We start from the raw sequence: 24,645 nt of genomic DNA, 5'->3' as shown, positions 1-24,645 counted from the left end.
CCGGTCGAAGTGTGGGGGTGGGGCAAGCCGTGATGGTCTCTGCACTGGTCCTCTCGAGCGTCGCCCTCTCCAGCCATATGCTCCTCCTCCCCAATGCGATCTGGGGCACGCAGCACACGTTCTGGTGGTTGCTTCCGTTCGGCGTCTTCGGCATCATCTCGTGGAGCCTCTGGCTGCTGCGCAAGATCCTCTCCTCCACAACACGACCAGTCGTGAACGACTATCGGTCGTCGACGACCGTCGTCGTGCCGTCGTTCCACGAGGATCCGAACGTGCTCCTGCGCTGCCTCGAGACCTGGCGGCGCCAGGGCCCGTCCCGCATCATCATCGTTCTCGACGTGGCCGACCTCGAGGCTGAAGAGCGCATCAACGCACTCGGCCACCACAACGTCGACGTCATCATGTTCAAACACCGGGGCAAACGCTCGGCGTTGGGTGAGGGCATCCGGGCCGTGCAGACCGAGCTGGTCATTCTGGTCGACTCCGACACGGCGTGGGAAGACGGCATGCACGACGCCATCCAGATGCCGTTCATCGACGCCGCCGTCGGCGCGGTGAGCACCCGCCAGAACGTCTACCAGCCGAAATCGAGTGTCTGGCGCCGCGTCGCCGACTGGATCATCGACCTCCGGTACTACGACTACGCCCCCGCGATGGGCAGGTACGGCGGCATCGTCTGCGCCTCAGGTCGCACCAGCGCGTATCGTCTGGCGATCATCCTGCCCAGGCTTCCCGAGCTCGAGCACGAGATCTTCATGGGCCGCGAGTGTGTTGCCGGTGACGACGGCCGGCTCACCTGGCTCGTGCTGTCGCAGGGGTATCGCGTCACCCACCAAGACAGTGCCAGGGCGCTCTCGATGTTCCCCGACACCTTTCGCGCCTTCGTTAAACAGCGCGTGCGCTGGAGCCGCAACTCCTACCGCTGCTACTTCACGGCCATTCGCACGGGCTGGATCTGGCGTGTGCCCCTCATCTCCCAGCTCACCATCATGCAGATCATCTTCACCCCCGTGAGCATGGCCGTCGCCGTGGTCTACGTGATCGCGGCGGCGTGGTCTTCCAACCCCGTGCCCGCAGTGGTCTTCGCGCTGCTCTGGGTGTTCATCGGGCGCGGCATTCGCGGCATCTCGCACCTCTGGCGTCGCCCCGAAGACATCTGGCTCCTGCCGCTGGTCACAATCATCACCGCCTTCATCGCCCTGCCCATCAAGACCTATGCCCTCTTCACCATGAACACCCAGGGCTGGCTCACCCGCTCGGCCGACACGATCGGCGGCGAGGGCCAGACCGAGGCGAGCCTCGCCCCGCGCGACAAGGCTGTGAGGGACGAGGGCGCACGTGACAAGTCCGTCAGTGTCGATGGGGCGAGTGACCAGCCTCTGCGCAAACGGCTTCCCGAAGACTCCGCGGCCGAGAAGGCAGCACGCTGATGGCCGACGACGAGCTGGGCTCGCAGCCATCCGAGAGTGACGACTCGGAATCCGCGTCGAAGTCCGCCGCAAAGTCCACCTCGAAACCGGGGTCGAAGAGCCGCTCGAAGGGTGCCTTCACCGACGAAGAGCGCGGTGACACCGTCGGTCGCCCCACCCGGGTGGTCGTTCGGATGATCGTGGTCGCCGTACTCGTGCTCGGTCTCGTCGGCGTGGCCCTCATCCGCGCCGGAGCCTTCGCGGGCACGTTCGCGAGCGTCTCGCAGGTCGCCGATGCTGCGGCCGCCGCGGCCTCAGCGGCAGCCGCTTCGGCCACACCCGATCCCTCCTCCACAGACCCGGTCTCCTCCTCCACAGACCCAGCGGTTTCGGCCGCGGCCGCCGTCCCTGCAGCAACCGCCGCCGCCACGACGCCCGTCACCGCAGGCGCGGCCGCACTCACCACCGCACCCACCGCAGTCCCAACCGCAGACTCGACGTCCCAGGCCCCCGGCGAACTCAGCCCCCTCGAAAAGATGTATCAGGCCCAGGCAGCACTCGTCGCGGCCGAAGACGCGAGAATCAGCTCTCTCGCGCTGACAGGCGCCGTTCCAAACTATCCGGCCGAACCGATCCTCACCCCCGATGACAGGGCCAACCAGGCGGCCGAACCGACTCCGCCGCCCTCGCTCCTGCTCGAAGCGCAGCCGAAGGCACTCCTCACGATCTACACGCTCGACGACCTCATCGCCCGCGGCGCTGCGACTCGCGTCGACGCCACGACGGTCTCGCTCACCTCGAGCGTCTTCCTCCAGCGCGGTGTGCTGCTCACCATCACCGCCCCCGGCCAGACGCTCCGCATGCTGAGCACGCCCACCGGATTCACCAGCATCGTCTCCTGGGGCGGCGCTCTCTCGCTCGCCGGCGACGCCACTGCGCCCCTGACGATCACGTCGTGGAATCCCGCGGCAACCGACCCCGCAGCTCCAGCACCGGGTTCCGACCCGACGGCAGCCGCTCCCGCGCCAGACCCCGCCGCCGGCGCACCAGACTCAACCGAGACCGACGGTCGGGCCTACATCCGCGTCAACGATGGTTCGCTCACCACGAACTACCTCTCTCTCGACAGCCTCGGCTTCTACAGCGGGCGAACCGGCGGCCTGGCTACAACCGGCACGGCGACGGCACCGACTCTCGCGAACATCCACCACACCACCATCACGAACCAGCACACCGGGCTCTTTCTCTCTTCCGTCGCCGCCGCGACCATCTCCGACTCGTCGATCAGCACCTCCACCGAGACCGGAATCGAGATCACGAACTCCTCCGACGCGGTCTCGGTCATCCGCACCACGGTCGACGGCTCCGGCGGCTCCGGCATCGAAGCGCAGGCCGGCAGCTCGAACGTGATGCTCAACATCGCGACCGTCACCAACAATGGCCAATACGGGTTCACCTTCGATGGCAAGGCCCGGGCATCCGGACCCAACCCGGGCGGGTACCCGGTCTCCGACTCTGCGGGCCCACTCGTCATCGGCAGCACGGTCACCGGCAACCGCGCCGGCGGCATCGCCGTCTACTCCTCCACAGGCGTCAAAATTCTCACCTCGACGATCTCCCAGCGCGGCGATGCCTTGCTCGTGCGCGACTCGACCGCCGTCGTCCAGCACAACACGATCGCCGTCACCAACGGCAACGGTAACGGCATCGTGCTCGAGGGCCCCATCGTCTCGGGCTGGGTGCAGCACAACACCATCTCCGGCGGCGGCCCGAACGCCATCGCCGAGGGCGAGGGCAATGGCGCGATCGTGGTCGACAACAACGACACGAGTGGATGGTCGGAGAAAGCCCAGATCGTGACCTGGGCCGAAGACCATCCACTCGCCCTGCTCTGGGGGCTGTTGCTCATCATCCCCGCCATCGGCGTCTTCTTCCTGGTCGCCCGGGCCCGCCGGCTGCGCAAGATCCGCGAACTCGTCGAATCGACGACCCTCGCCATCGCCAAGGCCGAGAAAGCGGAATACGAGTCGAAGCTCCTGGCCGAACGCACGGGCGACGGGTCGCTCGAGGCTGAGCTTGTGGGAGCAGGCGCGGCTGGTGCAGGCCTGGCCGGTGTCGGGATGATCGGCAGCACCTCGCGCGACAGCACAGCGGGCGCAGGGTCCGCCGACGCAGCGCACTCTCGTGGCGATTCCGATGCGGCGGACGACCAGGATTCCTCCCGGCACGATGTGAAGCCGAGAATCGTCACGGCGAACCTCCCAGCTGAGAGGGCGCCGGCAGCGCCCCTTCCGCGGAGGTCCTCCCTCGAGATGCCCGAGGTCTGGGTCCCGCCGGGCCAGCAGCCCGTACGTCAGGAGCCCGCAGCACAGCAGCCCACGTGGTCAGCTCCGGATGGCGCTGACCAGAACCCGAATGGCACCTCGGTTCCCCCTTCGACCCCGCCCCGTGCCCCGCAGCCTCAGTCTCTGCCGTCCCAGTCGCCTCCTCCACAGGCGTACCCACTGCAGGCCTTCCCGCCACAGGCGTACCAACCACAGTCCGCTCCGCAGCAGTCGCCTCCTCCACAGGGTCGTCCGCCGCACGCGGTACCTCCGCGGTCGCCTCTCCCGCAGCTCGCGCCTCCGCAGGCCTATCCGGGGCAACCATTCCCTCCTCAGGCAGCCCCACCGACTGCCCCGTCAGGAGCGCCGACGGTTGGCCGGCCCCCAGCGGCTCGCCCCCCTGTCGGTCGGCCTGCCGCTGCACTTCCACCCGCAGGATCTCAAACGGGCCAGCCGGCTGCACCCCAGCCGGCTGCATCCCAGCCGGGAGCACCCCGACCGGGCGCACCTCGCCCCGGATCCCCCCGACCCCCGGCCCCTCGCGCAGGTTCGCGGCTTCCCGTCGGCCGCCCCTACCCCGCAGGCCGCCCAGCCCCCGCGTCGTCAGCCGCACGTGCTGCCGGAGGCGCATCCTCCAGCGCTGCGGAGGCCGCCAGCACGCCGCCTCCCAACAACCCGCAGCTACCCGTCGCGAAGACATCAGCTGCGACGGGCGAAGCTCTCGGGCGGTTCCGCACGGTTGAAGAACTGGCCGTCTCGGCTGTTCTCGACGGCGGCAAGCCCATCACCACGGTCGCGAAGACCCTGCGGGTCACGACCTCCATGGTGGCCAGCTGGGTGGCGAAGGCACAGCGCGTCGACCGACATTGACCGCCCCTGAGCGCCACCACCGCGCACTCGCCGCCGAAGCACCGCGGCCGGCCATCGCCTCACACCAGCGAAACTGCAGCAGGTTGCGCCCGCAAACCAGACAGAACGCCGCAGACAGTTTCGTAGTTTAGGCTGAATCGAAGGGTTCACATCGGGGGAGAGGCCACGACCATCAGCGCATCTGAGAGACAGTCCAGTGAGACGAAGTCGCGGGTCGGGTTGGCTGCGGCCATCGTTGCGCTGTTCATCCCGATCGTCGCCATGGGTGTGATCCTCTCGGTTGTCGCCAACCTCGCCTCGCCGACTTCTGGCGCCTCAACGGCCTCCGGCGCCCTGCAGGGCAAGACCTTCTATGTCGACCCCGAGGCGAAAGCCGCGGTTGCCGCCGCCGCAGCCGCGTCAAAGGGCAACTCCGTCGACGCCGCGACGTTCGGCCGCATTGCTGACCAACCCACCGCGATCTGGCTCACGCCCGAGAAGCACCCGACCGCCGAGATCACCGCCTACGTCTCGGCGATCGAGACGGCTGCCACCGCCGCGAACCAGACGCCCGTCTTCACGGTCTACGGCGTTCCGAACCGCGACTGCGGCAATCACTCCGCCGGCGGGCTCTCCGCCACCGAATACCCGCTCTGGGTGAAGGCGATCGCGGCCGGCATCACGCACCAGAATGCGGTGATCATCCTCGAGCCTGATGCCCTGGCACTCGCAACGCAATGCAACAACGTGAGCGAGCGGGTGAAGGAGATCAGCAGCGATCTCGACATCTTTGCGCCCGTCGGCGCAACGGTCTACATCGACGCGGGTCACTCGCAGTGGGGACCCGCAGCCGACATGGCAGAACTCCTCAACAAGGCCGGCGTGACAAAAGCTCGCGGATTCGCCACAAATGTCTCGAACTACAACGACACAGCGGCCGAGCAGACGTACGCTGAGACCATCAGTTCCCTCACAGAAGGCGCACACTTCGTGATCGACACCTCACGCAACGGCCGCGGATCGAACGGCGAGTGGTGCAACCCCTCCGGTCGCGCCCTCGGTGCTGCTCCCTCGAAGCAGGGTGTCGCCACCAACCAAGACGCGAACCTCTGGATCAAGCCCCCGGGCGAGAGCGACGGAACCTGCAATGGCGGCCCAACAGCTGGTGAATGGTGGGATCAAAGCGCGCGAGAGCTGGCGTCGAACGCCGGCTGGTAACCTCCCCGCTCGGTGACCTCCCCGGAGGCACGCTCGGTGGCCTGGCTCTCGGCCTGGTCATCGTTGTCGCGAGCGGTCTTGCGGTCACCTGGCTGATCCGCACGCGGCGCAGCGCGCAAGGCGACCGGATGCCCGGCTCAGCCCCCACGCCCGACTCAGCGTCTTCGCTCGAGCCTGACGCGACTGATGCTGTTGCTGAAACGAGTCTCCCGACGGATGTCGCTGCTGAGACGCACAGCGATCCGGACGCTGCGGCACACGCGTCTGAGCCCAAAACTGAAGTAACCCCCGAGGCGGCCCCCGAGGATGAAGTAGCCCCCGAAGCAGAAGCTGCGCCTGAATCAGACGCCGAGGCAGGAGCCGAGGCAGAGGTAAACGCCGATGCGGACGCCGAGCCAGAGGCAGAAGAAGTCACGGAGGCCGAAACCGAGCCAGACGCTGACGCCGAACCTGCAGAGTCCACCATGCCCGCCAAAGCCGCGAAGGCGACGGAGCCGGTGGAACCCGCAGGCCCGCTCCGTTCACTCGTGGTACCCGAACCCTGGTACCCCGCAGGCGCGCGCCCTAAGATCGTTCCCGTGGCTCCGCCCGCGCCACACATCGTTCCCCCGAGGGCGCCCCAGCAATCCCTCCAGGCGCAACGGCCGATGCAGCGCCAGCCCCAGCCAGCGACGCAACTCCCCACACAGCCGCCCACGCAATCCCCGGCATCACCTCCGCCGCCACCCCGCGAATGGGTCACGGGCGCGCCGATCGTGCCCGTAACAGTAGCCGCCACTGGGTTTGGTAGCATGACCCCAATGGATACTTCGGGGGAGCGCAGAGTAGCTGTCATTATCGAAGATGATGCCGACATCAGGCATCTTCTCGAGACAGTCCTCACGCAGGCTGGTTTTGAGACTGTCGCTACAGGCAACGGTCTCGACGGGGTGCAAGCGGTGCGGGCCTATTCCCCCATCATCACCACGCTCGACGTCAGCATGCCCGGCATCGACGGGTTCGAGGCCGCGAAGCGCATCCGTGCCTTCAGCAACACCTACCTGATCATGCTCACCGCCCGCGACGACGAGATCGACACCTTGCAGGGTCTCGAGGCCGGCGCCGACGACTACCTCACGAAGCCGTTCCGCCCGCGCGAACTGCGTGCCCGCATCGAAGCGATGCAGCGCCGCCCCCGCGCCATGGTGGGCGACGAGGCGTCGCAGGCCGCCGCCCAGGCAGCCCCGCCCGTCGGTGCGCCGCAGACGTTCGCTCCGGCACCGAACCTCACACAGCCCTCGCAACCGGTCTACGCCCCTGCAGCGGAGTCACCGGCCCCGAACTACGGCCAGCCGCCGGCCCAGACCCCCCCGGCATATGCGCAGCCCACCCAGGCGCCGCAACCCGACTACGGCCAACAGCCACCCGCCGCTGCCCCCTACTACGAGCAGCAGGCGCCCGCCGAGCAGCAGTACGGCCAGCAGCAGCAATACGTCCAGCCGTACGGCCAACAGCCGGCACCCTCGGCCGACCCCGACGGAGCCGCGCACACCAGCTACCCCTCCGACGACGGCTGGGTCGAGTACAACGGCCTCTACGTCAACGAAGAGATGCGTCTCGCCGAGAAAGACGGTGCGGTCGTCGAGCTCACCCGCAGTGAGTTCGACCTGCTGAACGCCCTGATGAGCAGCCAGCGACGCGTGCGAAGCAAGGCCGACCTCGCCCTTCTCCTGCGCGGTGAATCGTATGTCACCGCCCACTTCGTGAGCGAGAGCGACAAGCGCGCCATCGAGGTGCACATGGCGAACCTCCGCCGCAAGCTCTCCGACAGCCTCACCAACCCGCGCTTCATCGAAACGGTGCGCGGCATCGGCTACCGCCTGGCGGCCTCCGAGAACGACTAGCTAGCGGCTAACCCCGTCGCCGACCGTCGGGACTTCCGGCGGAGCCCAGCGCGCATCCCCGCGCATAGGCCTCAGTTCGGCTCTGCTCCGCCCGCAGCGCCAGGGGCGCTTGCGTTAGCTCCGCCCTCGGGCGTGCCCGCTGTGGGGCGTATGCACGTGGCTCCTTCCGACGAGGCATAGCTTCGTCGGCGCTGGCGTCGCGGCGAGCATCCACTGGATGCTCGCTTAGAGCTCCAGCGCGCTACTCGCCCTCGATCATCAGCGACAGCTCACGGCACGTCGCGTCGCCCACCTCGTGCAGCCGCGCCAGATGCGCCATGCTGCCCGGCAGGTCGTGCCGCTTCACCGCGGCGTGCACCATGCCCGCGATGGCCTCGAGTGTCGACGCCCCCAGCATGGTTCCACTGCTCCGGATGCTCAGCAGCACCACATCGGCATCGTCGAAGTCGCCCTTACCCAACGCCCGCATCAAGCGGTAGGAGCGTGTCTCCCACATGTTGATGAAGTCGTTGACGAACTGGGCACGACGACCAGCACCGGTGCCGTCTGCGGTCCCGAATTGGTCGAGAAGCGCGTTCAGCACCGGTCGGTCGATCATGGAGCTCTGGGTCAAACCGTGTTCCTCTTATATCTGGTAGTCGTGTGTCTGGAGTTCTGGTTGTACACCGAACGAAGCCTTAGACCTTGTATCCGCGGTGCCGGCGAAGAAGCTTGCCGAGCATGCCCACTGTCTGAAGAATAGTGATGATTCCGAGGATGGGCCAACCGATCCAGAGCAGGGTCGACTGGGCGACGATCGGCAGCTGGAACCAGAGGACGACGAGCACTGCAACGGTGATCACGAAGGCCAGCAGCGGCACCAGGTACGAGTTGCCTCGGCCCTTCTCGGCCTTGGCCTGCGCGGCCCAGTTGTCGACCTGCTTGCGGCTGAGGAACTTGGTCCATGCCCGAACGAAGTGCCCCATTCGCACCCACATGTAGATCTCCGCGGGGAAGAGCGCCGCGGCGAAGAAGATGTCCCGCCCGTTGCGGTTCTTCATCGACAGCGCGGTGCGGAGGTTCAGCAGAATGGCCGCGAGCGGCGGGATGAGCCAGAACGGGCTGAACACGAACGCATTGATCGACAGCGAGAAGAACAGCAGCGTCACGAACATGAGCCGCGTCACGATGTTGGTCAGCATCGAAAAGTTCTCGAACCAGCGCAGGCGAAGGTTGGGGTGGAAGGGCTGGCCTTTCGTGTCTCCGCGCTGGCCGGGCCACATGAGCTCGATGGCGCCGAAGTTCCACTTCACCTGCTGGGCGTCGAGGCCGCGGAGCGTTGTCATGCCACCCACGTCGGCCCGCGCCTGGGCGCTGATCTTCGTGAGGTACCCGGCGCTCTTGATCTGCAGCGAGAGAAGCGAGTCCTCCACCTCGCTGTCTTTCACCCAGGGGCTCGTCTGGTGGTTCTCGACCATGGCCTGGCGAAGCGCCTGCATCGAGAAGATCGAGAACTGCCCACCGAGCACGGCCATGTTCCGGCCACGAAGCATGTTCTGCATGTTGAAGGCCGCGAACTGCGCGCGCTGGCCGGTGACCAGGAACGCCCCGATGCCCTTCATCTCGCGGTCGTCGATCGAGTAGATGGCCGAGATGCCGCCGATGCGCGAGTCAGACATGATCTCAGCGCCGAGCTGCTCGACGGCGTCGTTCGACGCGGTCGTGTCACCGTCGACCCCGAGAAAGAAGTCGCAGCCCTCAACGAGCTGGAACCCGTAGTTCAGGGCGCCGACCTTCTTGTCCTGGTTCTTGCCTATGTCATGAACGTAGACCTCGGTGAACTGCTCGATGCCATCGATCTCGATCATGTGCGGGCCGGCGAACTTCGCGGCCTCGGCAACGGTCTTGTCGGTCGTGTTGTTCACGACGACGTGGATCACGTCAGGCACGCGCGTCTGCTCGAGCAGCGACTTCAGCACGTGCGCAATCGACTCCTCCTCGTTGTAGGCCGGAATGACGCACCCGATCGTAGGCCGGTAGCTGGGCAGAGAGTCGACCGACTCGATGAACTCGTTGGCGAGCGCTTCGTTCTCTGTACGATCCGTGATGTAGGGGTTTGACACGACCGGGGGCCCTTCTGAGGTTCAGTGGTCTTGAAGTGAAAGTGTGTGGTCTGGCTGAGCGTTCGTGGGCCGGATGATCGGCCGATGTCTCCAGTGTGCTACACGCTCCGCAGCTTCCCCCCGCCAACTCCCAAAGGTCGCCTCAGCTTCACCTCAGGATTTGCTCAAGACGAGTCGGCAACGGATTGCAGCGGATTTCCCAGTATTCTGGGCAGATGCCACGTATGAGACGCACCGCCATCGCTGTTGCGGTGGCTCTGTCCGCTTCCGCGCTCCTCAGCTCGTGCGGCACAGCGCCGTGGCAACTCAACGCGTCGACCTCGGCCACTCCAACGCCGAAGATCTCCACCGTGGCACCCACCATCACCCCGATTGTGAACGACCTCGCGACCGGCAGTACCCAGCGCATCCTGAAGGCCGGTGACATCACTGTCACCATCAACTACTTCTCGACCCTGTCGATGGACAAGTGGACGGCCAATGCGAACAAGCCGATCAGCTTCAACATGTCGGCCACGCTCGGCACCGACGACGGCCAGCACATCTATCTCTCGCGGGTCACGCTGAACCCGGCCGTTCTCGGCAAAGACGGGGTGACGCTGCCGGCTCCGGCCCCGCTCACCGACCAGGCCACGGTGTCGCCCGGGTACTTCATCAAGGCGCCGTACAGCTACAGCGAGACGTTCGTGCTGCCCGCGGTCGACCCGGCCGCCACCGAGGTGGTGCTGAGCTTCACCTACGAGCTGTTGCTGCAGACCACGCCCACGTCGAACGACTTCGCCAAGCAGACGGCGGCTGACACGGTAACCGTTGCCATAGCTCCCGCCGCTGGTTGAGTAGCTCCGCAGGAGCGTATCGAAACCTGTTTGCCGCGGGGGTTTCGATACGGCCTTCGGCCTACTCAACCGGCGAGCAACGTCAGGCGGCGATTGAGGGGAGCCGGCCCACCACGATGTGGTTGCCGCCTGAAGAGCGCGCGCTGAGCGTCGCCTCGTCGAGAGCGTCGCGCAGCGTCAGCATGTCGTAGCCGAACACATCGGTGTCGACCACGCCGAAGCTTGCCGTGGCTCGCAGCCCCTGCGTCTCATCGATCGGCTTGTCGACCAGCGCATCGCGCACGCGTGACGCGATCTTCTGTGCCTCGCGGTCGTTCGACACCACCATCACGATCACGAAGCGCCCCGCGCCCGGGTGCCCGATCAGCGAGCTCGTCGGCGCATGTTCCCGCACGATGTGGGCGACCGACGTGATCGCCCCGTCACCGAAATTGCGCCCCAGCGCCGTGTTCATCTCCGGCAGGCTGTCGATGTCGACCGCCACCATCTCGAGCCGGTCGCCGTGGAACGAGGCGCGTTCAAGCCAGTCCTGCCACTGCTGCGCGAACGACGCCGCAGACAGCAGCCCGACTACCGACAGAGCGCCCACGGTCACATCGCCCAGCGCCTGCGTGCCCGCGCGTTCCACCTGCAGGATCGACAGCGAGATCGTGCCCAGAATGACAAACGCGGTCAGCAGCAGTGTCGTCTGCTGCGGGCCGAGGTAGGTGGTGAAGAATTCCCCACGGTACCCGCCGATGGCGAACGCAATGGTACGCAGCGCATAGTAGAACCCGACCACCCACAACGCAGCAGCGAGAATGCGCGCGTTCACGTTGCGCAGCAACCGGCCGCGCAGCGACTCCACGGCCGCCAGCCCCGAGAACAGCGACACCGCGGGGAACAGAGCGAGCGCGCCCTGCCACGCGCCCTGGCTGTCGGCGGTGACCACGCTGGTGACGGCCACGATCAGCGCCCCGGCCCCCACGAGAACCACACTGGGCTTCCGCCCGTTGTACACGCGGCACCCGGCCCAGATCATGCCCGTCACGAGTGTGTACGCGGTGTTGCCGATCACGAGAATCCAGCTCGACTGAAGGCCCCCGCCCCAGATCGCGTAGCAGATCACCGCGAGCATCCCGCCGATGAATGACACGCTCCACAACCGGCCGGCAGCATCGTTCCGCCGCATCGCCGTGTTCACCACGAACGAGAAACCGCACAGAACGACGACGACGCCGTTGACGATGAGCAGTGTCTGAAGGTCGAGTATCACTTCACCATCTCCGCCCCCGGTTGACGTGTTTCTGCGAGAGCCGACGACAGCAGGTTCCTGACAGGAATCTGTGAGTTCAGATCGTTGACTTACGCTAACTCTAACTGTTCCAGAGGCAGCCGCACCACGAACTCCGACCCGACGCCGATTGTGCTGCTGACCGTGAGATCCCCGCCGTGGCGCCGCACGATGTCGCGGCTGATGCTCATGCCGAGCCCAGAACCATGGATGCTCGACTGCCGAACCGACTCGGCCCGGAAGTACCGCTCGAAGAGTCGCGACTGTTCCATCTCGGTGAGCCCGATCCCGGTGTCGCTCACCGTGATCGTGACCTCGTTCGGCCGGGACTGCACGTCGATGCGAACGAGCCCGTTGTCCTTGTTGTACTTGATCGCGTTCGTGAGCAGGTTGTCGACCACCTGCCGCAGCCGAAAGCCGTCAGCGATGAGCAACGCAGGCCCCGAAGCGGTGGCAGAGAGGCTGATCCCGCGCTGCTGGGCGAGCAGCTGCTGCGCCTGGATCGACTGCGTCACGATCTCGTTCACGTCGCACTCGTCGAACGACATCACCAGCAGGTGGTCCGAGTCGGAGACGGCCACGAACAGGTCCGAGATGAGCGCCAGCAGCCGGTCGGCGTTCGCCGAGGCGACCTTGAGGTTCGAGGAGGTCATCGGGCTCAGCGTCTCGTCGTCGAGGGCCAGGTCGAGGTACCCGAGAATCGAGGTCAGCGGGGTGCGCAGCTCGTGCGACACCGAGGCAACCAGGTCGTCGCGGGCTTGGATGGCGTTGACCTCGCTGGTCACGTCGCGCGTCACCATGACACCGCCGTCGTTGCGGCCGTCGCTGCCGATCACCTGGCGGGCCGAGATCGAGAGCGCCTTGCGGTGGCCACCGGGCTCACCGATCCACACGATGAAGTCCTGGTAGGTATTGCCGAGCACGGCCTGCCGGTAGGGCCGCAGGTCGTCGGGCACCAGCGACACCCGGTCGGCCTGGTACATGCGCGGCGGCTCGGGGCTCTTTGCCGACTGCCCGAACTCCTTGATCAGGTTCTGGTGCGCGCGGTTGACCAGCGTCTCGCGGCCTTCACGGTCGAACGCGACAACGCCGAACTCGACAGAGTTGAGTACAGCATCCAGTGTCTGCTCCTGGCGCCTCGCCCGGCGGTGCGCCCCTTCGAGCAGACTCGCCTGTTGGCGCAGCAACGCCAGCTGGGCGGCCGACCGCTTGCTGCGCAGAAACGTGACCGCCGCGATGAACGCCAGTGTCACCGGCAGAACCAGCAGGCCCGGGATGTTCGCCGCCGTCACCGTCGAACCGTCGAGTATCGCCCCGCCCCAGATGAGCGCGGCCGAACCCGCAGCGCTGTAGGTGGTTCCCGCGGCCCCGAAGTACGTCGAAAGCCAGATCACCGGAAAGGCGAAGAGTGCCGACGCGGCAAGGTCGGTGGTGCCGTGGGCCAGCACCGCCACCGCCAGCATGTCGGCGATCGGCAGCACCATCACCCAGCGCCGGTCGTATCTACCCCAGGGCACAACGGCCGCGATGGCCGTGATCACGAAGATCGCTGTGCCACCCCCGAAGAAGAACGGGTCGGTGAGCGTGGTCGGCTGAAAGAAGAACTCGGCGCACACCAACAGCAGTGCCACGGCCGCGAACGGAAGCTGTGACTGGAACACGGCCCGCTCGAGCCCAGCACGCCCCACACTCGCCGCACGGGAGTCGGCCGCTGCGGCGCGCTGGCCCATGCTCGGCGTGCTGCCCGGGTCGGGTGTGGAGCTGTGCCGCGCGCTGGTGGACGGCGCTCCCGCCGGTGCCCCTGAGCGTGTCTCGGCGCCAGGCTCTGCAGGAGCTTCGTCAGTCAACGGCTCGCGCACCAGTGCCGCGCCCGCCGACATCTCGCCCGCCGACGCTGCGCCCGCCGGGGTCATCCCTGTAGACGCCGCACCCGACGTCGCGACTGCTGCCGCTCCTGCCGCGGACTCGGCGGCTGCCTCAGCTGCCGCCGCTGCGAGCGAAGCCGCGTGGGCCGCAGATGCCGCGACTGAGTCGGCGTCGGCGACGGTTCTGGTTGCCGCGCCCGCGCCTTCGCTGGTATTCGGTGTCTCAGTCAGAGTGCTCTACCTACAGTTACTTTTCGCGTACGTTCGTTCGCCTGTACAACGTGCCGAGCTGAGCATCTTAGGGCTGTCATGCCGCTGACCACTCTTCATAAACCTTAGAGGATACCCCCGATCGCGTGCGGGAGGGGAGTGCCCCCCTTTCTGGGCTGTAAACGCCCGCCGGTTGAGTAGCGCCGCGCAGCGTCGCGTATCGAAACCCCCACGACACAGTGATCGCTTTCAGCTCCAGCGCGCGACTCAGACCAGCGATTCAGCCGGCACCACGAGAACCGGTGACCGCAGCCCCACGATCACCGCGTGGCTCACCGACCCGATGAAGAACCGCTCGAGGGGCCGAAGGCTGTGGTTGCCCACCACGAGCATCCGTGCCGTCGTAGACGCCTGTAGCAGCGCATTCGCCGGCGTCGCCTCAACGATGGCCAGCTCGAAACTCACGTCGGCGAAGTCGTCGGAGACCTGCGCGATCGCCTCCTGCACAACAGAGCGGTGCATCGCCTCCAGCGAATCGAGATCCGACCCGTCGGGTACATACGCCACCTGGTACACCGCCGGTTCGACCCAAGCGTGCACAACCTTCACCGTCTGCCCCGTGCGGCGACCCTCCGAGGCCGCGAAGAACAGCGCCTTGTCAGACGACGACGACCCGTCGACCCCCACCACGATGCCCGAGCGCTGCCGCAACTCGACGTCGGGGATGATCGCCAGCGGCCCGCGAATTCTCGCCGCCACGCGCGCCCCGACCGACCAGCGGCGCGACGTCTTCTGCTCGGCGCGGTTGCGTGACCCCAGCACCAGCGTGTTCTCGGCAGTGCTGCACCGCACCAGCTCGGTCACCGTGTCGCCGTGCACCAGCACACCGGTCACTGTGACTGCGGGATGCCCGGCTCGCGCCGCCGCGACCACACCCTCGAGCTGCAATCGCGCCAGCTCCACGGCAGCCCCCGACTCGGGGTACTTTTTGCCGTGCTCGTCTTTGTCGAGAACCCCGAGCAGCGTCACCGTGAGCCCGGCTCGCGTCTCGGTCGACCCGGCCCCGGTCGCTCCATCCCCGGCCCACCCTGCCCCCGCACCTCCGGCCTCGTCGTGGCCCAGCGCCCAGTCGAGCGCCCCCTGAGCCTTGGTGTCGTTGTTCCAGCCGACGATGAAATGGGTGGTCATGATTCCTTCTTCCGTTTCTCCACGCTATCCGCGTGACTGACGCGCGATCAGGGTCTTTGGTCCCCTCCTTCCGCCGGTTGAGTAGCGCGCTGGAGCTGAAAGCGGGTATCCGGTGGATGCCCACCGCGACGCGAGCGCCGGAGAGGCTACGCCTCGCCGGTATACCGCAGCGTGCCGTATCGAAACCCCCACGCCCTCACGCCCCCACGCCCGCGCACCCGGGTTTCGATACGGCGCTGCACGCCTACTCAGCCAGCGTTCGCAACATCACCGCTCTGCAACACTTCCCCACAACCGCAACAACCCACTCCCACTGCGCACCTATCACGAAAGTGCGACGCGCCAGCCCTATTCGGGGGTAGTGTGGCTGGGCAGTCGCGAAAGGTGCCGGAATGTCTCTAGTCCTGCCCATTGATGTCGAGGGGTATACCACCAGCCGCGCCCTCGGCAAGGCCTCCATCTGGGTGAGCACAGTCTTGCTCGCCGCCACGCTGATCCTCGTCATCGCGTTCAACCTTGTGCTTCCCCAGGCCGACATCGCCATCTCCTTCGCAGGCCTCGGCCTGGTCGCGATCGGCGTCTGGCTGAGCCTCCGCGCCACGAGCGCCCTTCTCATCGCCCTGTTCCTGCTCACTGCTGCCGTCGGCCTCTTCCTCTATACCTTCGAGATCGCCAGCGAACTTGTCGGCGGCTACAAATCGGATGCCCTGCTCTTCACCTTCCCGAAGATCGCCGTCACCGTGGTCGGCGTTGCCGGCCGCACCCTCGGCGGGGCGATCGGGCGTTGCACCGTCGGTTTCGTGCTCGCCTCCGTCGCAGTAGTCGTCGCGGCCACCACCGCAGGTCTCCCCTTCGCCTTCGACTTCACTGCGATCGGTATGTATGTCGCTCTGCTGCTGCTCCTGGCCGCACTCTGGCTTGGCCGCCGCGAAGCCCAGCGCGGCTCGTCGACCATGAAGGCCGCCGGTGAAGCGGAGGAGCGCCTGGTCGAGCGCAGCCGAATCTCCTCCCGGGCATCCGCCGCCCTGCACGACACCGTTCTGAACGACCTGCACGCTCTCACCCTCACCGCCCCCGGTGGCCTCGAAGAAGCGCACCGAGCGTTTCTCGCCCGGGACATCGCGGCCCTGGCCCACCCCGGGCTGCTCGTCGACGAAGCCATGCTCAAGGTGCGGGCGGGCGGCGACGCGCTGGTCAGCTCGGGCATGGCTCCGATCATCCATGCGGCCAAAGTGCGCGGGCTCACCGTGACGCTCAGTGGCGACCCCGAGATCCTCGTCGGTCTCGACTCCGACACCCTCATCGAGATCACCCGTGCCGTCGACCAGGCGCTGATCAATGTGAGCAAGCATGCCCAGGTCGACTCGGCCGAGGTCGCCTTCGTGGCCGGCACCGACTCGGTCAACGTGGTCGTCACCGACGCGGGAACGGGCTTCGACCCGGCCCAGGTCGACGCCCAGCGGCTCGGCCTCGCCGTCTCGATCCGCCAGCGCATCGAGACCATCGGCGGTTCGGTTCGTGTCTGGTCGACCCCCGGCTCCGGCACTGCCGTGCTCATGTCGGTTCCCTTCGCCGGTTCGGGTGCCCTACGGTGAGCGAGACCGCGCAGGAGATCGACCCTCTCGGCGGCATCACGGCCCGCATCTTCGTACGCTTCGTCGCCATCATCAGCGTCGGCACCGCCGTCACCATGGCCCTGCTCAACGGCCGGGAGATCTCCTCGCTCCCTCTCGAGCTCACGGCGATCGCCCTGCTCATCGCCGGGTACGCCTACTTCATCTGGGCCGCCGACCCCTACCGCCGCCGGGTCTCCTCCCGCGACTACGCCATCGTGCTCAGCTGCCTCCTGCTCGCAGCGGTCGCCGAATCGTTCGCCCAGCTCGGCTCCGACCTCCTCGTGCGAAACGACTGGGCGCCACTGTGCCTGGGCCTCGTGCTCATGCTCGGCGGCCCCTACCGCACACCCCTCTTTCTCGTCGCCTGCACGGTGGTGGCGCTCGCGGTGGTCGCCGTGACCACTTGGCTGAACACGCCGACCCTGGGCATCCAGTCGCCTCTCATCGCCCTCACCGTCACCGGAACCCCCGTGCTCGCGCTCGGCGGGGGAGCAGCCCTCTACTCCGGCTACCTCATCGCCGGCCTCAAACGAGCCCGCATCGAAGCCACCGAAGCGCGCGAGGCCCGTGAGCTCGCCGACCGCCGCGAGGTCATCGAAGAGTTTCTCGGCCACAACATCGCCAACCTGCGCCGAGACGTGCTCCCCTTCTTCAGGCACATCAAGGCACAGGATGCCCTGACTCCCGCAGACATCGACCAAGCCGCCGAGCTCTCTGAACGCCTGCGTGCCTCCCTTGCAGCCAACGCCCTCGTCGAACCCCTCGCCGAACTCGTGGGCGTCTATCGCGACCCGCTGACCCTCGCGCACCGGCTCACCCAGCAGCAGCGCGCCGCCATCCGTACCCTGCTCCTCTTTCTCAGCGACCAGCCCGAGATCACCCGCGAGCGCATCGAGCTCTCGCTTGCCCTCTCGGGCGCAGACGTCGTCGGTGTGCTCGAAGCGCACCTCGCCAACCCCGACCGCACCGCCGCTTCGCAGCTCGCCCCCTTCATCGGGCTCATGCAACTCGCTTTCGCGACGGCCGAAGAAGACATCTCCGCCGACCGTGTCGCTGTGCGCTTCACGATCTGACGCGTCTCTCACTGCATCGGTGCCCAGGCGTCTTGACGTCCCGAAGAGACTGGCTAAGTATCAACTCGCTGGGCTGTGCAGAAGGGCCGAAACCACGCCATTTGGCCTCTGAATCGATGCCATGTGCCACTTTCTGCCTGACGAGCTGCCGAAACAGCAGCCGGATGCTCGCGCCCACCCTGATCGGAATCACGCGTCTACGCTCGAACGACTGATCGCTGTCGGGTGGACGTTCACGCAGACGAAGGTCTACTCGGCCAACTCCTCCGGCCAACGCACCCGCTACCGCCTTTCACGTGGCGGGAACAGGCAAGCTAACAATGCCCTGTACCGGATCGTGGTGTTACGGATGAGGCACCGAGAACCTCGCACGATGGCCTACTTCACCGGGCGTCGCGCTGAAGGACTCACTGACCGCGACATCATCAGATGCCTGAAACGACACGTCGCGAACGAAATTTACGCCGCCCTCCTCAATCCCTCCACAGACGCACCCGTCGGCCACCAACTACGAATCGACCGTCAACACGCCGGCATACCCATCACCGTCCTCGCTGCAACACTCGGCGTGCCCTACCAACGACTGAGGCGACTCGAAATCGGCACCCGAGCGGACCCCGAACTCGAACATCGAGCGACCCTAGCACTCGTCCAAATCACCCCAAGATTAACCGCTTGACAAGAATAGGAGCATCCACCACCGGGGACTGGACCCGGACGTTTTCGAATTCATGCGACAGCTGCTTTCGGATGAGATGGTCGAAGTCGTCCTGTAGATTCTCGAATGCGCATCTACCGAACGCGTGACGGTGCGGTGGGTAACGCAGCGACAACGCGAAATGCACCCGTAACCTGATTGCGATTGAATGTGTCCGACATGGCTATTATCGAAAGGCAGTCACTTGGAAGTCAGAGATTACGTAAAAGTCGCTCGAAAAGGCTGGGTCTTCATCGTCTCACTCACGCTTCTCGGTGTCGCTGTCGCGTCTGCCATATCGATAGTTCAAGCCCCGATGTACCAGGCGACCAGCAGGGTCTTCGTATCTCTCCAATCTGCTGGAACAGTCACCGAGCTCAATCAGGGAAGTACGTTCGCCCAGGACCAGGTCAAGTCGTACGCAGATGTGATTACGACGCCAGCGGTCTTGGATCCTGTAATCGCCGAACTCGGCCTCAGTGTTTCTGCCTCTGAGCTTGCCAGACAGGTCACCGCGTCGACAGCTGTCGGTACCGTAGTCGTTGATATCCAAGTTGCCGACGAATCGCCCGACCGCGCCGCAAAAATTGCGAACGGAATCGCTGACAGCTTTCAAAAGACTGTGGCAAATCTGGTCCCGGCCAATACCGCAGGCACCTCGCCCGTGAAGATTACGGTCTTGCAGACTGCTCTTGTTCCGGACGTTCCGTTCGCGCCAAACCCGAAGCTCAACATTCTGATTGGCGCCCTGCTCGGGCTCGTCGCCGGGGTTGGTGCTGCGATATTGCGATTCACGGTCGACACGCGCATTCGGAATGAGCACGACGTTGAGCAGATCACCGATGCTCCGATACTCGGCGGAATCGCATTTGACGCACGGGCGACTCAAAACCCGCTGGTTGTGCACGATAATCCTCGTAGCCCTCGTGCGGAGTCCTTTCGGACATTGCGCACAAATCTCCAATATCTTGTGGACTCGGATTCCCCGAAAAGTTACGTGATCACGTCATCTGTGCCAGGCGAGGGAAAAAGCACATCAGCGGCGAATCTCGCAATTGTGACCGCATCGGCCGGAACACGCGTCGTGATCGTGGATGCGGATATGAGGAAACCCAAGTTAGCGGAGTATCTCGGGCTTGAGGGCGGCGCGGGGCTCACGGACGTACTTATCGGCCGAGCGGAGCTTAACGACGTCTTGCAAAAGTGGGGCCCGCACGAGCTCTACGTTCTTCCCGCGGGCCGTATCCCACCTAACCCGAGTGAGTTGCTCGTGTCACGAGCGATGGTTCGCCTGATTTCCCTTCTGGAGGAGAAATTCGACCTTGTGATCTTCGATGCTCCGCCCCTACTCCCAGTGACCGACGGAGCCATTCTGGCAAAGTACACCGGAGGCGCATTGCTAATCGTGGCGTCAGGCAAGGTGCATCGCGGTCAGTTGAAGGGGTCGATTGGAGCACTTCAGAACGTGGGATCGCGCATCGCCGGAATTGTTCTGACTATGGTTCCGACTAGAGGCCCCGACTCCTACGGTTACGGAAGATACGGGTACGGGTACGGGTACGGGTACGTAGAAGACGAACCTAAGGTGAAACCCGGCAAGTCAAAGACCAAGCGAACGCCGAGTGTGGTCACCCACTGAGGTCGGCTGCAAGGCTTCGGATCAGGGGAGACCAGCATGAAGATAATTCATCTAACTGAGGCGATGGGTGGTGGCATCGTAACCTTCACGGATAGTATTTCCCGACGCCAGGTTGAGGAGGGTGTGGAAGTTGAAGTCTGGTATTTGGTTAGACCGGACACTCCTAGCGAAGAATCGTTGAGAAATCGTTTTGACAACCGAGTCAAGCTGGTGCGGTTGGGTGCCGCAAACCAATTGGGATTATTCTTCCGCACGGTGCGCAAGGCTTACCGGGACAACCGAGCAGACGTTTTTCATCTTCATGCGGCCAAGGGTGGCGCGGTTGGGCGCCTGGCTCTGGTTGGTGTTCGCACACATTCGCGCGTGTTCTATTCGCCCCACGGATTTCCTTTTCTTCGCGCGAACTCATCTTTGTTCGTAAGAAATGCTTATCAAATCGTTGAGAAATCACTGTCGGGGATCGGGACTGGACTAATCCTCACGTCCGAGTCCGAGCGCCGACTTGCTCAGAAACTGCTGCGCGGGAAAACGAACCATCTGCTTAAATCTGGAGTTCCGAGCGAGTCAATTCGGAGTGACGCCCGTGAGCCCCGGAGTGATCGGCCCGTAGTGGTAGGCACCGCAAGCCGCATAATTTTCCAGAAGGCTCCATGGCGGTTCGCCGCGGTGGCCAGTGCAATTGGGCAGAGCCCAGGCGTGGAATTCCTGTGGATCGGTGACGGCGATGCCGAATTGAGAGAAAAGTGGATCGACGGGGCACCAGTGAGCGTGACGGGTTGGGTCAGCCATGTCGAGTTTGAAACCCTCATGGAGTCGATCGACGTTTTTCTGTTCCCGTCCCTGTGGGAGGGGATGGCGCTGTCTCTCATACATGCTCAGGCTCGGGGTATTCCCGCAGTCGTGTCCAACGCCGTTGGCAACGTAGATTCGGTTTTAGACGGAGAAACGGGATTCATATGTTCCAACGACACAGAGCTGATTGATGCCACTCGACGCCTGACCGACGACCGTAACCTTCGGCGCAGCATGTCAGCGAGGGCGCTCCTGTGGGCCCGGGAAGGGCTCACAGATGACGAAATCGGTCGCGATTCTATCAAGCTCTATCAATCAGAATGACGGGTGCTTTGCATTGCAGACGCAACCAACTGTGTTCATCTTGAAAATCAGCGGGGGCCGAATTGTCGATTGAATTGAAATATCAAAAGAGCGACTTGCAATATGATCCGACAGTTACGATCTGCATCCCTACGTATCAGCCAGAGATCGACTATTTCGAAAAACTGATCAAGAGCATAGCCATCCAGGAGTATCGAGACATCGAGATCGTCGTCTCAGACGACCGGAGCTCGAACTTCGCCAATATTGTCGAAGTACTTGACCAGGTAGAGGTTCCGTCGAGGGCCTTCCGGTCTGACGAACCGTTGGGGATGGCTAAGAACTGGAACGAAAGCGTGGCTCATGCTCGAGGCGCTTTTGTGATCGTGCCAGGGCAGGATGACCTCTTCAACGCGGACGGGCTTTCCCTGCTGGTCAAAGCCGCAGAAGCTACCAAGGCGACGCTTGTCTTCGGGGCTCAGTATTTTGTCGATCAGAACGATGCACCGCTTGCAAATCCTAGTAAGTCTGCCCCCCGGCATGCTCTCTTCCCAGAAGGCCTCGTGACTCTCAATTCGCAAACAGTGGTAAGTGCAGCGCTACTCTACGGCAACGTACTCGGTGATCCCTGCAACACACTCATTTCGAGGAACCGTTTTACTGCCGTCGGAGGATTCTCCACGACTTACGAACACGCAGTCGATCTCGAACTATGGCTGCGCCTCGCTACAAATCGCGAAACTGTGGCCCGAATTTCAAGCCCGGTGGCTGCACATCGAACTCACCAGCAGGCAGCTACAGGAGCTCACGTCCGGCAAGGCGCCGCTCAGCGCGATAGGCGCCGGCTGATGGAAGACTACGGCTCGGCGCTGGTGGCAAACGGGGAGTGGAATCGTGCGGTGTCACGCCTGAACACGCATCGGTGGTACGACCGTCTGGTTCACTCGACGCATTTTGAAACTCAGCCACTCAAGATGCGAGGCGGATTGCATGAGCGTATTCCAGCCATCGCCTGTGAACTCTCGGAGTTAGCTCGGCTGAAAAAGCCCCGACTGGTCACCGGTCCGACTCGAGTATCTGACAATGACTAATGTCGTTGGTGGCGCAGCCCGGAACATAGCCGTTACCGCTATCGGCAATCTCGGAGCACCCCTCGCCGCTTTCGTCAGCGCTCCAATTCTCGCGCGTGTACTTGGCGTTGATGGTAGAGGAGAAGTCGCAGCGATAACCGCACCGTTCTTGCTTGCAGTGAGTGCGCTAACCCTAGGGCTGCCAGAGGCGCTAACCTTTTTTGTGGCGAAGCGAGTCTCTCAGCCCGGGCGGGTACTTGCACGTGGCGTTGCCTTACTGTTCCTGATTGGGGCGATTGGGACTGCCGGAATCATTGGTCTAGTCCCGGTTCTATTCACAGGGAGTAGCGCAGAGATAGCAATTCTTGTTGCGTTCGCCTTGGTCCCAAGCCTCATCGTGGGTGGGATTCGAGGGTATGCGGCCGGACGAGGCTTATGGAAGTTGATATCCGTCGAACGCACGGTCAGCGCATTTGCCCGGCTTGGCGCCGTTGGAGTACTGGCCGCAATCGGCAATCTAACTGTCGAGACTGCGTCTATCTCTATCGCCGTGACCACATTCGTGGGTGGCATCGCATATCTCCCGCTGGTCGGTCAGCGTAATGCGTCATCGCCTCAGGACCCGAACATAACTGGAAGCTCAGGGCGGTTGTTGTCATTCGGTGCTCGATTGTGGTTTGGAACACTTGCGGGCGTTATGCTCTCGCGTCTTGACCAAACGCTCATGATCCCGTTGTCGGATTCCTTTCAGCTTGGCATCTATGCTGTGGCAGTCAGCGTCAGCGAAGTCACTCTTGTGTTCAACAGCGCGGTTCGAGACGTGATTTTCTCCGAGGAGGCGTCGGGCGGCGACCCGCAGCGCCTTGCCCTTGCCTCACGAATATCCACCTTGATGACCCTCGTTCTGGCAATAGCTGTTGGGATATCGACCATCTGGCTGCTACCTCTCGTATTCGGGTCTGACTTTTCTCCCGCAATCGTCGTCGTCGAAGTACTACTGTTCGGAATTGTTGTCGGGAATCCGGGGTCGGTGGCCGGCGCAGGCCTCTCCGCGAGGGGTCGGCCGGAGTTACGAAGCTATGCACTGGTCATTGCGTGCATTGTCAACGTTGTGGCTGTTATCGTCCTCGTCCCGACCCTCGGGGCACTTGGTGCCGCGATCGCAACAGTAATTGGAAACGCTGTAGCGGGAAATTTGAACGTGTTGTGGATGAAGCTGTGCTTTAACGTCCCGGTGTCTGATTTTCTCGTGATCCGAATGTCGGACGTTCGAGAGTCGATACGTTTGGTGAGGAAGTTGGCACGGGCACGACGAATAAACGACGCGGAAGGAAAGCCGAATGAGTAGTCCTGGGAATCGCAGAGTAGATCAGGGTGTCACCGTAGTGATTCCAACTATCGGGCGGTCTGAGCTGAGACGTGCCGTCGACACGGCTTTGGCTCAGAGTATTCCGCCTTTTCAGGTCATTGTGGTTGCCGACACTGCAGATCAGATCGATGTGCCGGAATCGCCTTCAGTGCGCGTGCTTCGTGTCGGACCCAGAGCTGGTGGAAACGTGGCGCGCCAGCAAGGCATCTATGCCGCGGAAACGGCGTATGTCGCCCTTCTTGACGACGACGACGAATGGCTCCCAAACCACCTCGCCAATTTCGCCGAACTAGTTCGATCCAGCGGCCACTCCGAAGACTCGGACTGGATCTTCAGCAGCCCCGTGATTGCCCGCTATTCAGACGGTGCATCCGACGAGGTTTGGCCCTCGGAAGCAATATCGCGCGCAGAATCGATAGCCCAGTATCTGTTTCGAAAGCACAAAGTTCGAGGGGGGATTGGATTTGCGCAAGCTTCGACACTTGTATTTCCCCGGAGTCTTGGAATCGAAATACCATTCAACCCGGGATTCAAGTTTCATCAAGATGTGGGATGGTTGAATCAGATTTCAAAAGACATGCCGGAGGTGGAGCTGCTCCAGCCAGCGGAGCCAGCCGTGATACACCACATTAGCGCCGGAGGCGTGTCGAAGTCGATCACGGCACCCAAATCAATTGCCTGGGCGGTTGAGAATTTGGATCCGGAGGACAAGCGCACAATCGGAGATTTTATCTCGGTCCACTCGATGCAGGCAGCCAAGAACCAGGCCTCCCTTAACGAGATGTTCCGTACGCTTCGCACAGCGCACAAACTTGGAAAGCCTGGAATTCCTTCGACCATCTATTCTGTCGCTTTGACCGGGAGAGTCGCTCTAGGGAAGATAGGACGTCACTAAGTGAATTTCGACCTCAACCTCAAGGATCGGCACG

The 24,645-nt window shown here is 64.0% G+C and carries 18 protein-coding genes; 13 read left to right on the top strand and 5 right to left on the bottom strand.

Translation table 11 applies throughout. From position 1 onward, the window contains the following. Positions 1-32: 32 nt before the first annotated feature. The 4 genes from JOE66_RS15395 (at position 33) to JOE66_RS17725 (ending at position 7,683) form a co-directional block, all read left to right on the top strand. Positions 33-1,430, top strand: coding sequence for a glycosyltransferase (locus tag JOE66_RS15395; protein WP_239518871.1), 1,398 nt, complete (start codon positions 33-35; stop codon positions 1,428-1,430). Beyond that, positions 1,430-4,603 carry a right-handed parallel beta-helix repeat-containing protein gene (locus JOE66_RS15390; protein ID WP_205110930.1) on the top strand — a complete coding sequence of 1,058 codons (3,174 nt, stop codon included), beginning with the start codon at positions 1,430-1,432 and terminating at the stop codon, positions 4,601-4,603. Before JOE66_RS15395 ends, JOE66_RS15390 begins: the two co-directional genes overlap by 1 nt. A 219-nt stretch (positions 4,604-4,822) precedes the next feature. Beyond that, entirely contained in the window at positions 4,823-5,800 is a 978-nt protein-coding gene (locus tag JOE66_RS15385) for a glycoside hydrolase family 6 protein (protein ID WP_205110929.1), read from the top strand. Further along, positions 5,752-7,683 carry a response regulator transcription factor gene (locus tag JOE66_RS17725; protein WP_307827237.1) on the top strand — a complete coding sequence of 644 codons (1,932 nt, stop codon included), beginning with the start codon at positions 5,752-5,754 and terminating at the stop codon, positions 7,681-7,683. The genes JOE66_RS15385 and JOE66_RS17725 overlap by 49 nt, the downstream gene beginning before the upstream one ends. A 241-nt stretch (positions 7,684-7,924) precedes the next feature. On the opposite strand, the gene JOE66_RS15375 is transcribed toward JOE66_RS17725, so the two are convergent. Next, positions 7,925-8,296 (bottom strand): hypothetical protein, encoded by a 372-nt coding sequence (locus tag JOE66_RS15375; RefSeq protein ID WP_205110926.1) that lies wholly within the window; start codon positions 8,294-8,296, stop codon positions 7,925-7,927. A gap of 64 nt (positions 8,297-8,360) precedes the next feature. Beyond that, on the bottom strand, positions 8,361-9,728 hold the full coding sequence (locus JOE66_RS15370) for a glycosyltransferase family 2 protein (protein ID WP_372435520.1): 1,368 nt from the start codon (positions 9,726-9,728) through the stop codon (positions 8,361-8,363). Positions 9,729-10,000: 272 nt separating this feature from the next. Between JOE66_RS15370 and JOE66_RS15365 the strand changes: the two genes are divergently transcribed. Then, a complete protein-coding gene (locus JOE66_RS15365) occupies positions 10,001-10,621 on the top strand; it encodes a hypothetical protein (RefSeq protein WP_205110921.1) in 621 nt (206 codons plus the stop codon). Between the two features lie 82 nt (positions 10,622-10,703). On the opposite strand, the gene JOE66_RS15360 is transcribed toward JOE66_RS15365, so the two are convergent. The 3 genes from JOE66_RS15360 to JOE66_RS15350 form a co-directional block, all read right to left on the bottom strand. Further along, the gene (locus tag JOE66_RS15360; RefSeq protein ID WP_205110918.1) at positions 10,704-11,876 is read right to left on the bottom strand and encodes a GGDEF domain-containing protein; all 1,173 of its coding nucleotides are present in this window, start codon (positions 11,874-11,876) and stop codon (positions 10,704-10,706) included. Positions 11,877-11,965: 89 nt separating this feature from the next. Continuing rightward, a complete protein-coding gene (locus JOE66_RS15355) occupies positions 11,966-13,807 on the bottom strand; it encodes a sensor histidine kinase (protein WP_205110915.1) in 1,842 nt (613 codons plus the stop codon). Between the two features lie 429 nt (positions 13,808-14,236). Then, entirely contained in the window at positions 14,237-15,157 is a 921-nt protein-coding gene (locus JOE66_RS15350) for a universal stress protein (protein ID WP_205110912.1), read from the bottom strand. Between the two features lie 392 nt (positions 15,158-15,549). Here JOE66_RS15350 and JOE66_RS15345 point away from each other — a divergent pair, with 392 nt between their 5' ends. The 8 genes from JOE66_RS15345 (at position 15,550) to JOE66_RS15310 (ending at position 24,611) form a co-directional block, all read left to right on the top strand. After that, the gene (locus tag JOE66_RS15345; RefSeq protein ID WP_205110910.1) at positions 15,550-16,752 is read left to right on the top strand and encodes a sensor histidine kinase; all 1,203 of its coding nucleotides are present in this window, start codon (positions 15,550-15,552) and stop codon (positions 16,750-16,752) included. Next, entirely contained in the window at positions 16,749-17,846 is a 1,098-nt protein-coding gene (locus JOE66_RS15340) for a hypothetical protein (protein WP_205110908.1), read from the top strand. The genes JOE66_RS15345 and JOE66_RS15340 overlap by 4 nt, the downstream gene beginning before the upstream one ends. A 121-nt stretch (positions 17,847-17,967) precedes the next feature. Further along, positions 17,968-18,525 (top strand): transposase, encoded by a 558-nt coding sequence (locus tag JOE66_RS15335; RefSeq protein WP_205110906.1) that lies wholly within the window; start codon positions 17,968-17,970, stop codon positions 18,523-18,525. A 223-nt stretch (positions 18,526-18,748) separates the two neighbouring features. Next, on the top strand, positions 18,749-20,182 hold the full coding sequence (locus JOE66_RS15330; RefSeq protein WP_205110904.1) for a tyrosine-protein kinase domain-containing protein: 1,434 nt from the start codon (positions 18,749-18,751) through the stop codon (positions 20,180-20,182). Positions 20,183-20,218: 36 nt separating this feature from the next. After that, entirely contained in the window at positions 20,219-21,298 is a 1,080-nt protein-coding gene (locus tag JOE66_RS15325) for a glycosyltransferase (RefSeq protein WP_205110902.1), read from the top strand. A 62-nt stretch (positions 21,299-21,360) separates the two neighbouring features. Next, positions 21,361-22,368, top strand: a complete 1,008-nt coding sequence (locus JOE66_RS15320; RefSeq protein ID WP_205110900.1) for a glycosyltransferase family 2 protein — start codon at positions 21,361-21,363, stop codon at positions 22,366-22,368. Beyond that, a complete protein-coding gene (locus JOE66_RS15315) occupies positions 22,361-23,695 on the top strand; it encodes an oligosaccharide flippase family protein (protein WP_205110898.1) in 1,335 nt (444 codons plus the stop codon). The genes JOE66_RS15320 and JOE66_RS15315 overlap by 8 nt, the downstream gene beginning before the upstream one ends. Before the next feature lie 37 nt (positions 23,696-23,732). Continuing rightward, positions 23,733-24,611 carry a glycosyltransferase family 2 protein gene (locus JOE66_RS15310; protein ID WP_205110896.1) on the top strand — a complete coding sequence of 293 codons (879 nt, stop codon included), beginning with the start codon at positions 23,733-23,735 and terminating at the stop codon, positions 24,609-24,611. Positions 24,612-24,645 lie beyond the last annotated feature (34 nt).

Origin of the sequence: Subtercola frigoramans (assembly GCF_016907385.1) — a bacterium.
Classification (GTDB): Bacteria; Actinomycetota; Actinomycetes; order Actinomycetales; family Microbacteriaceae; genus Subtercola; species Subtercola frigoramans.
Note: the sequence above shows the minus strand (reverse complement) of the source record. Positions and strands in the feature narration are given on the sequence as shown.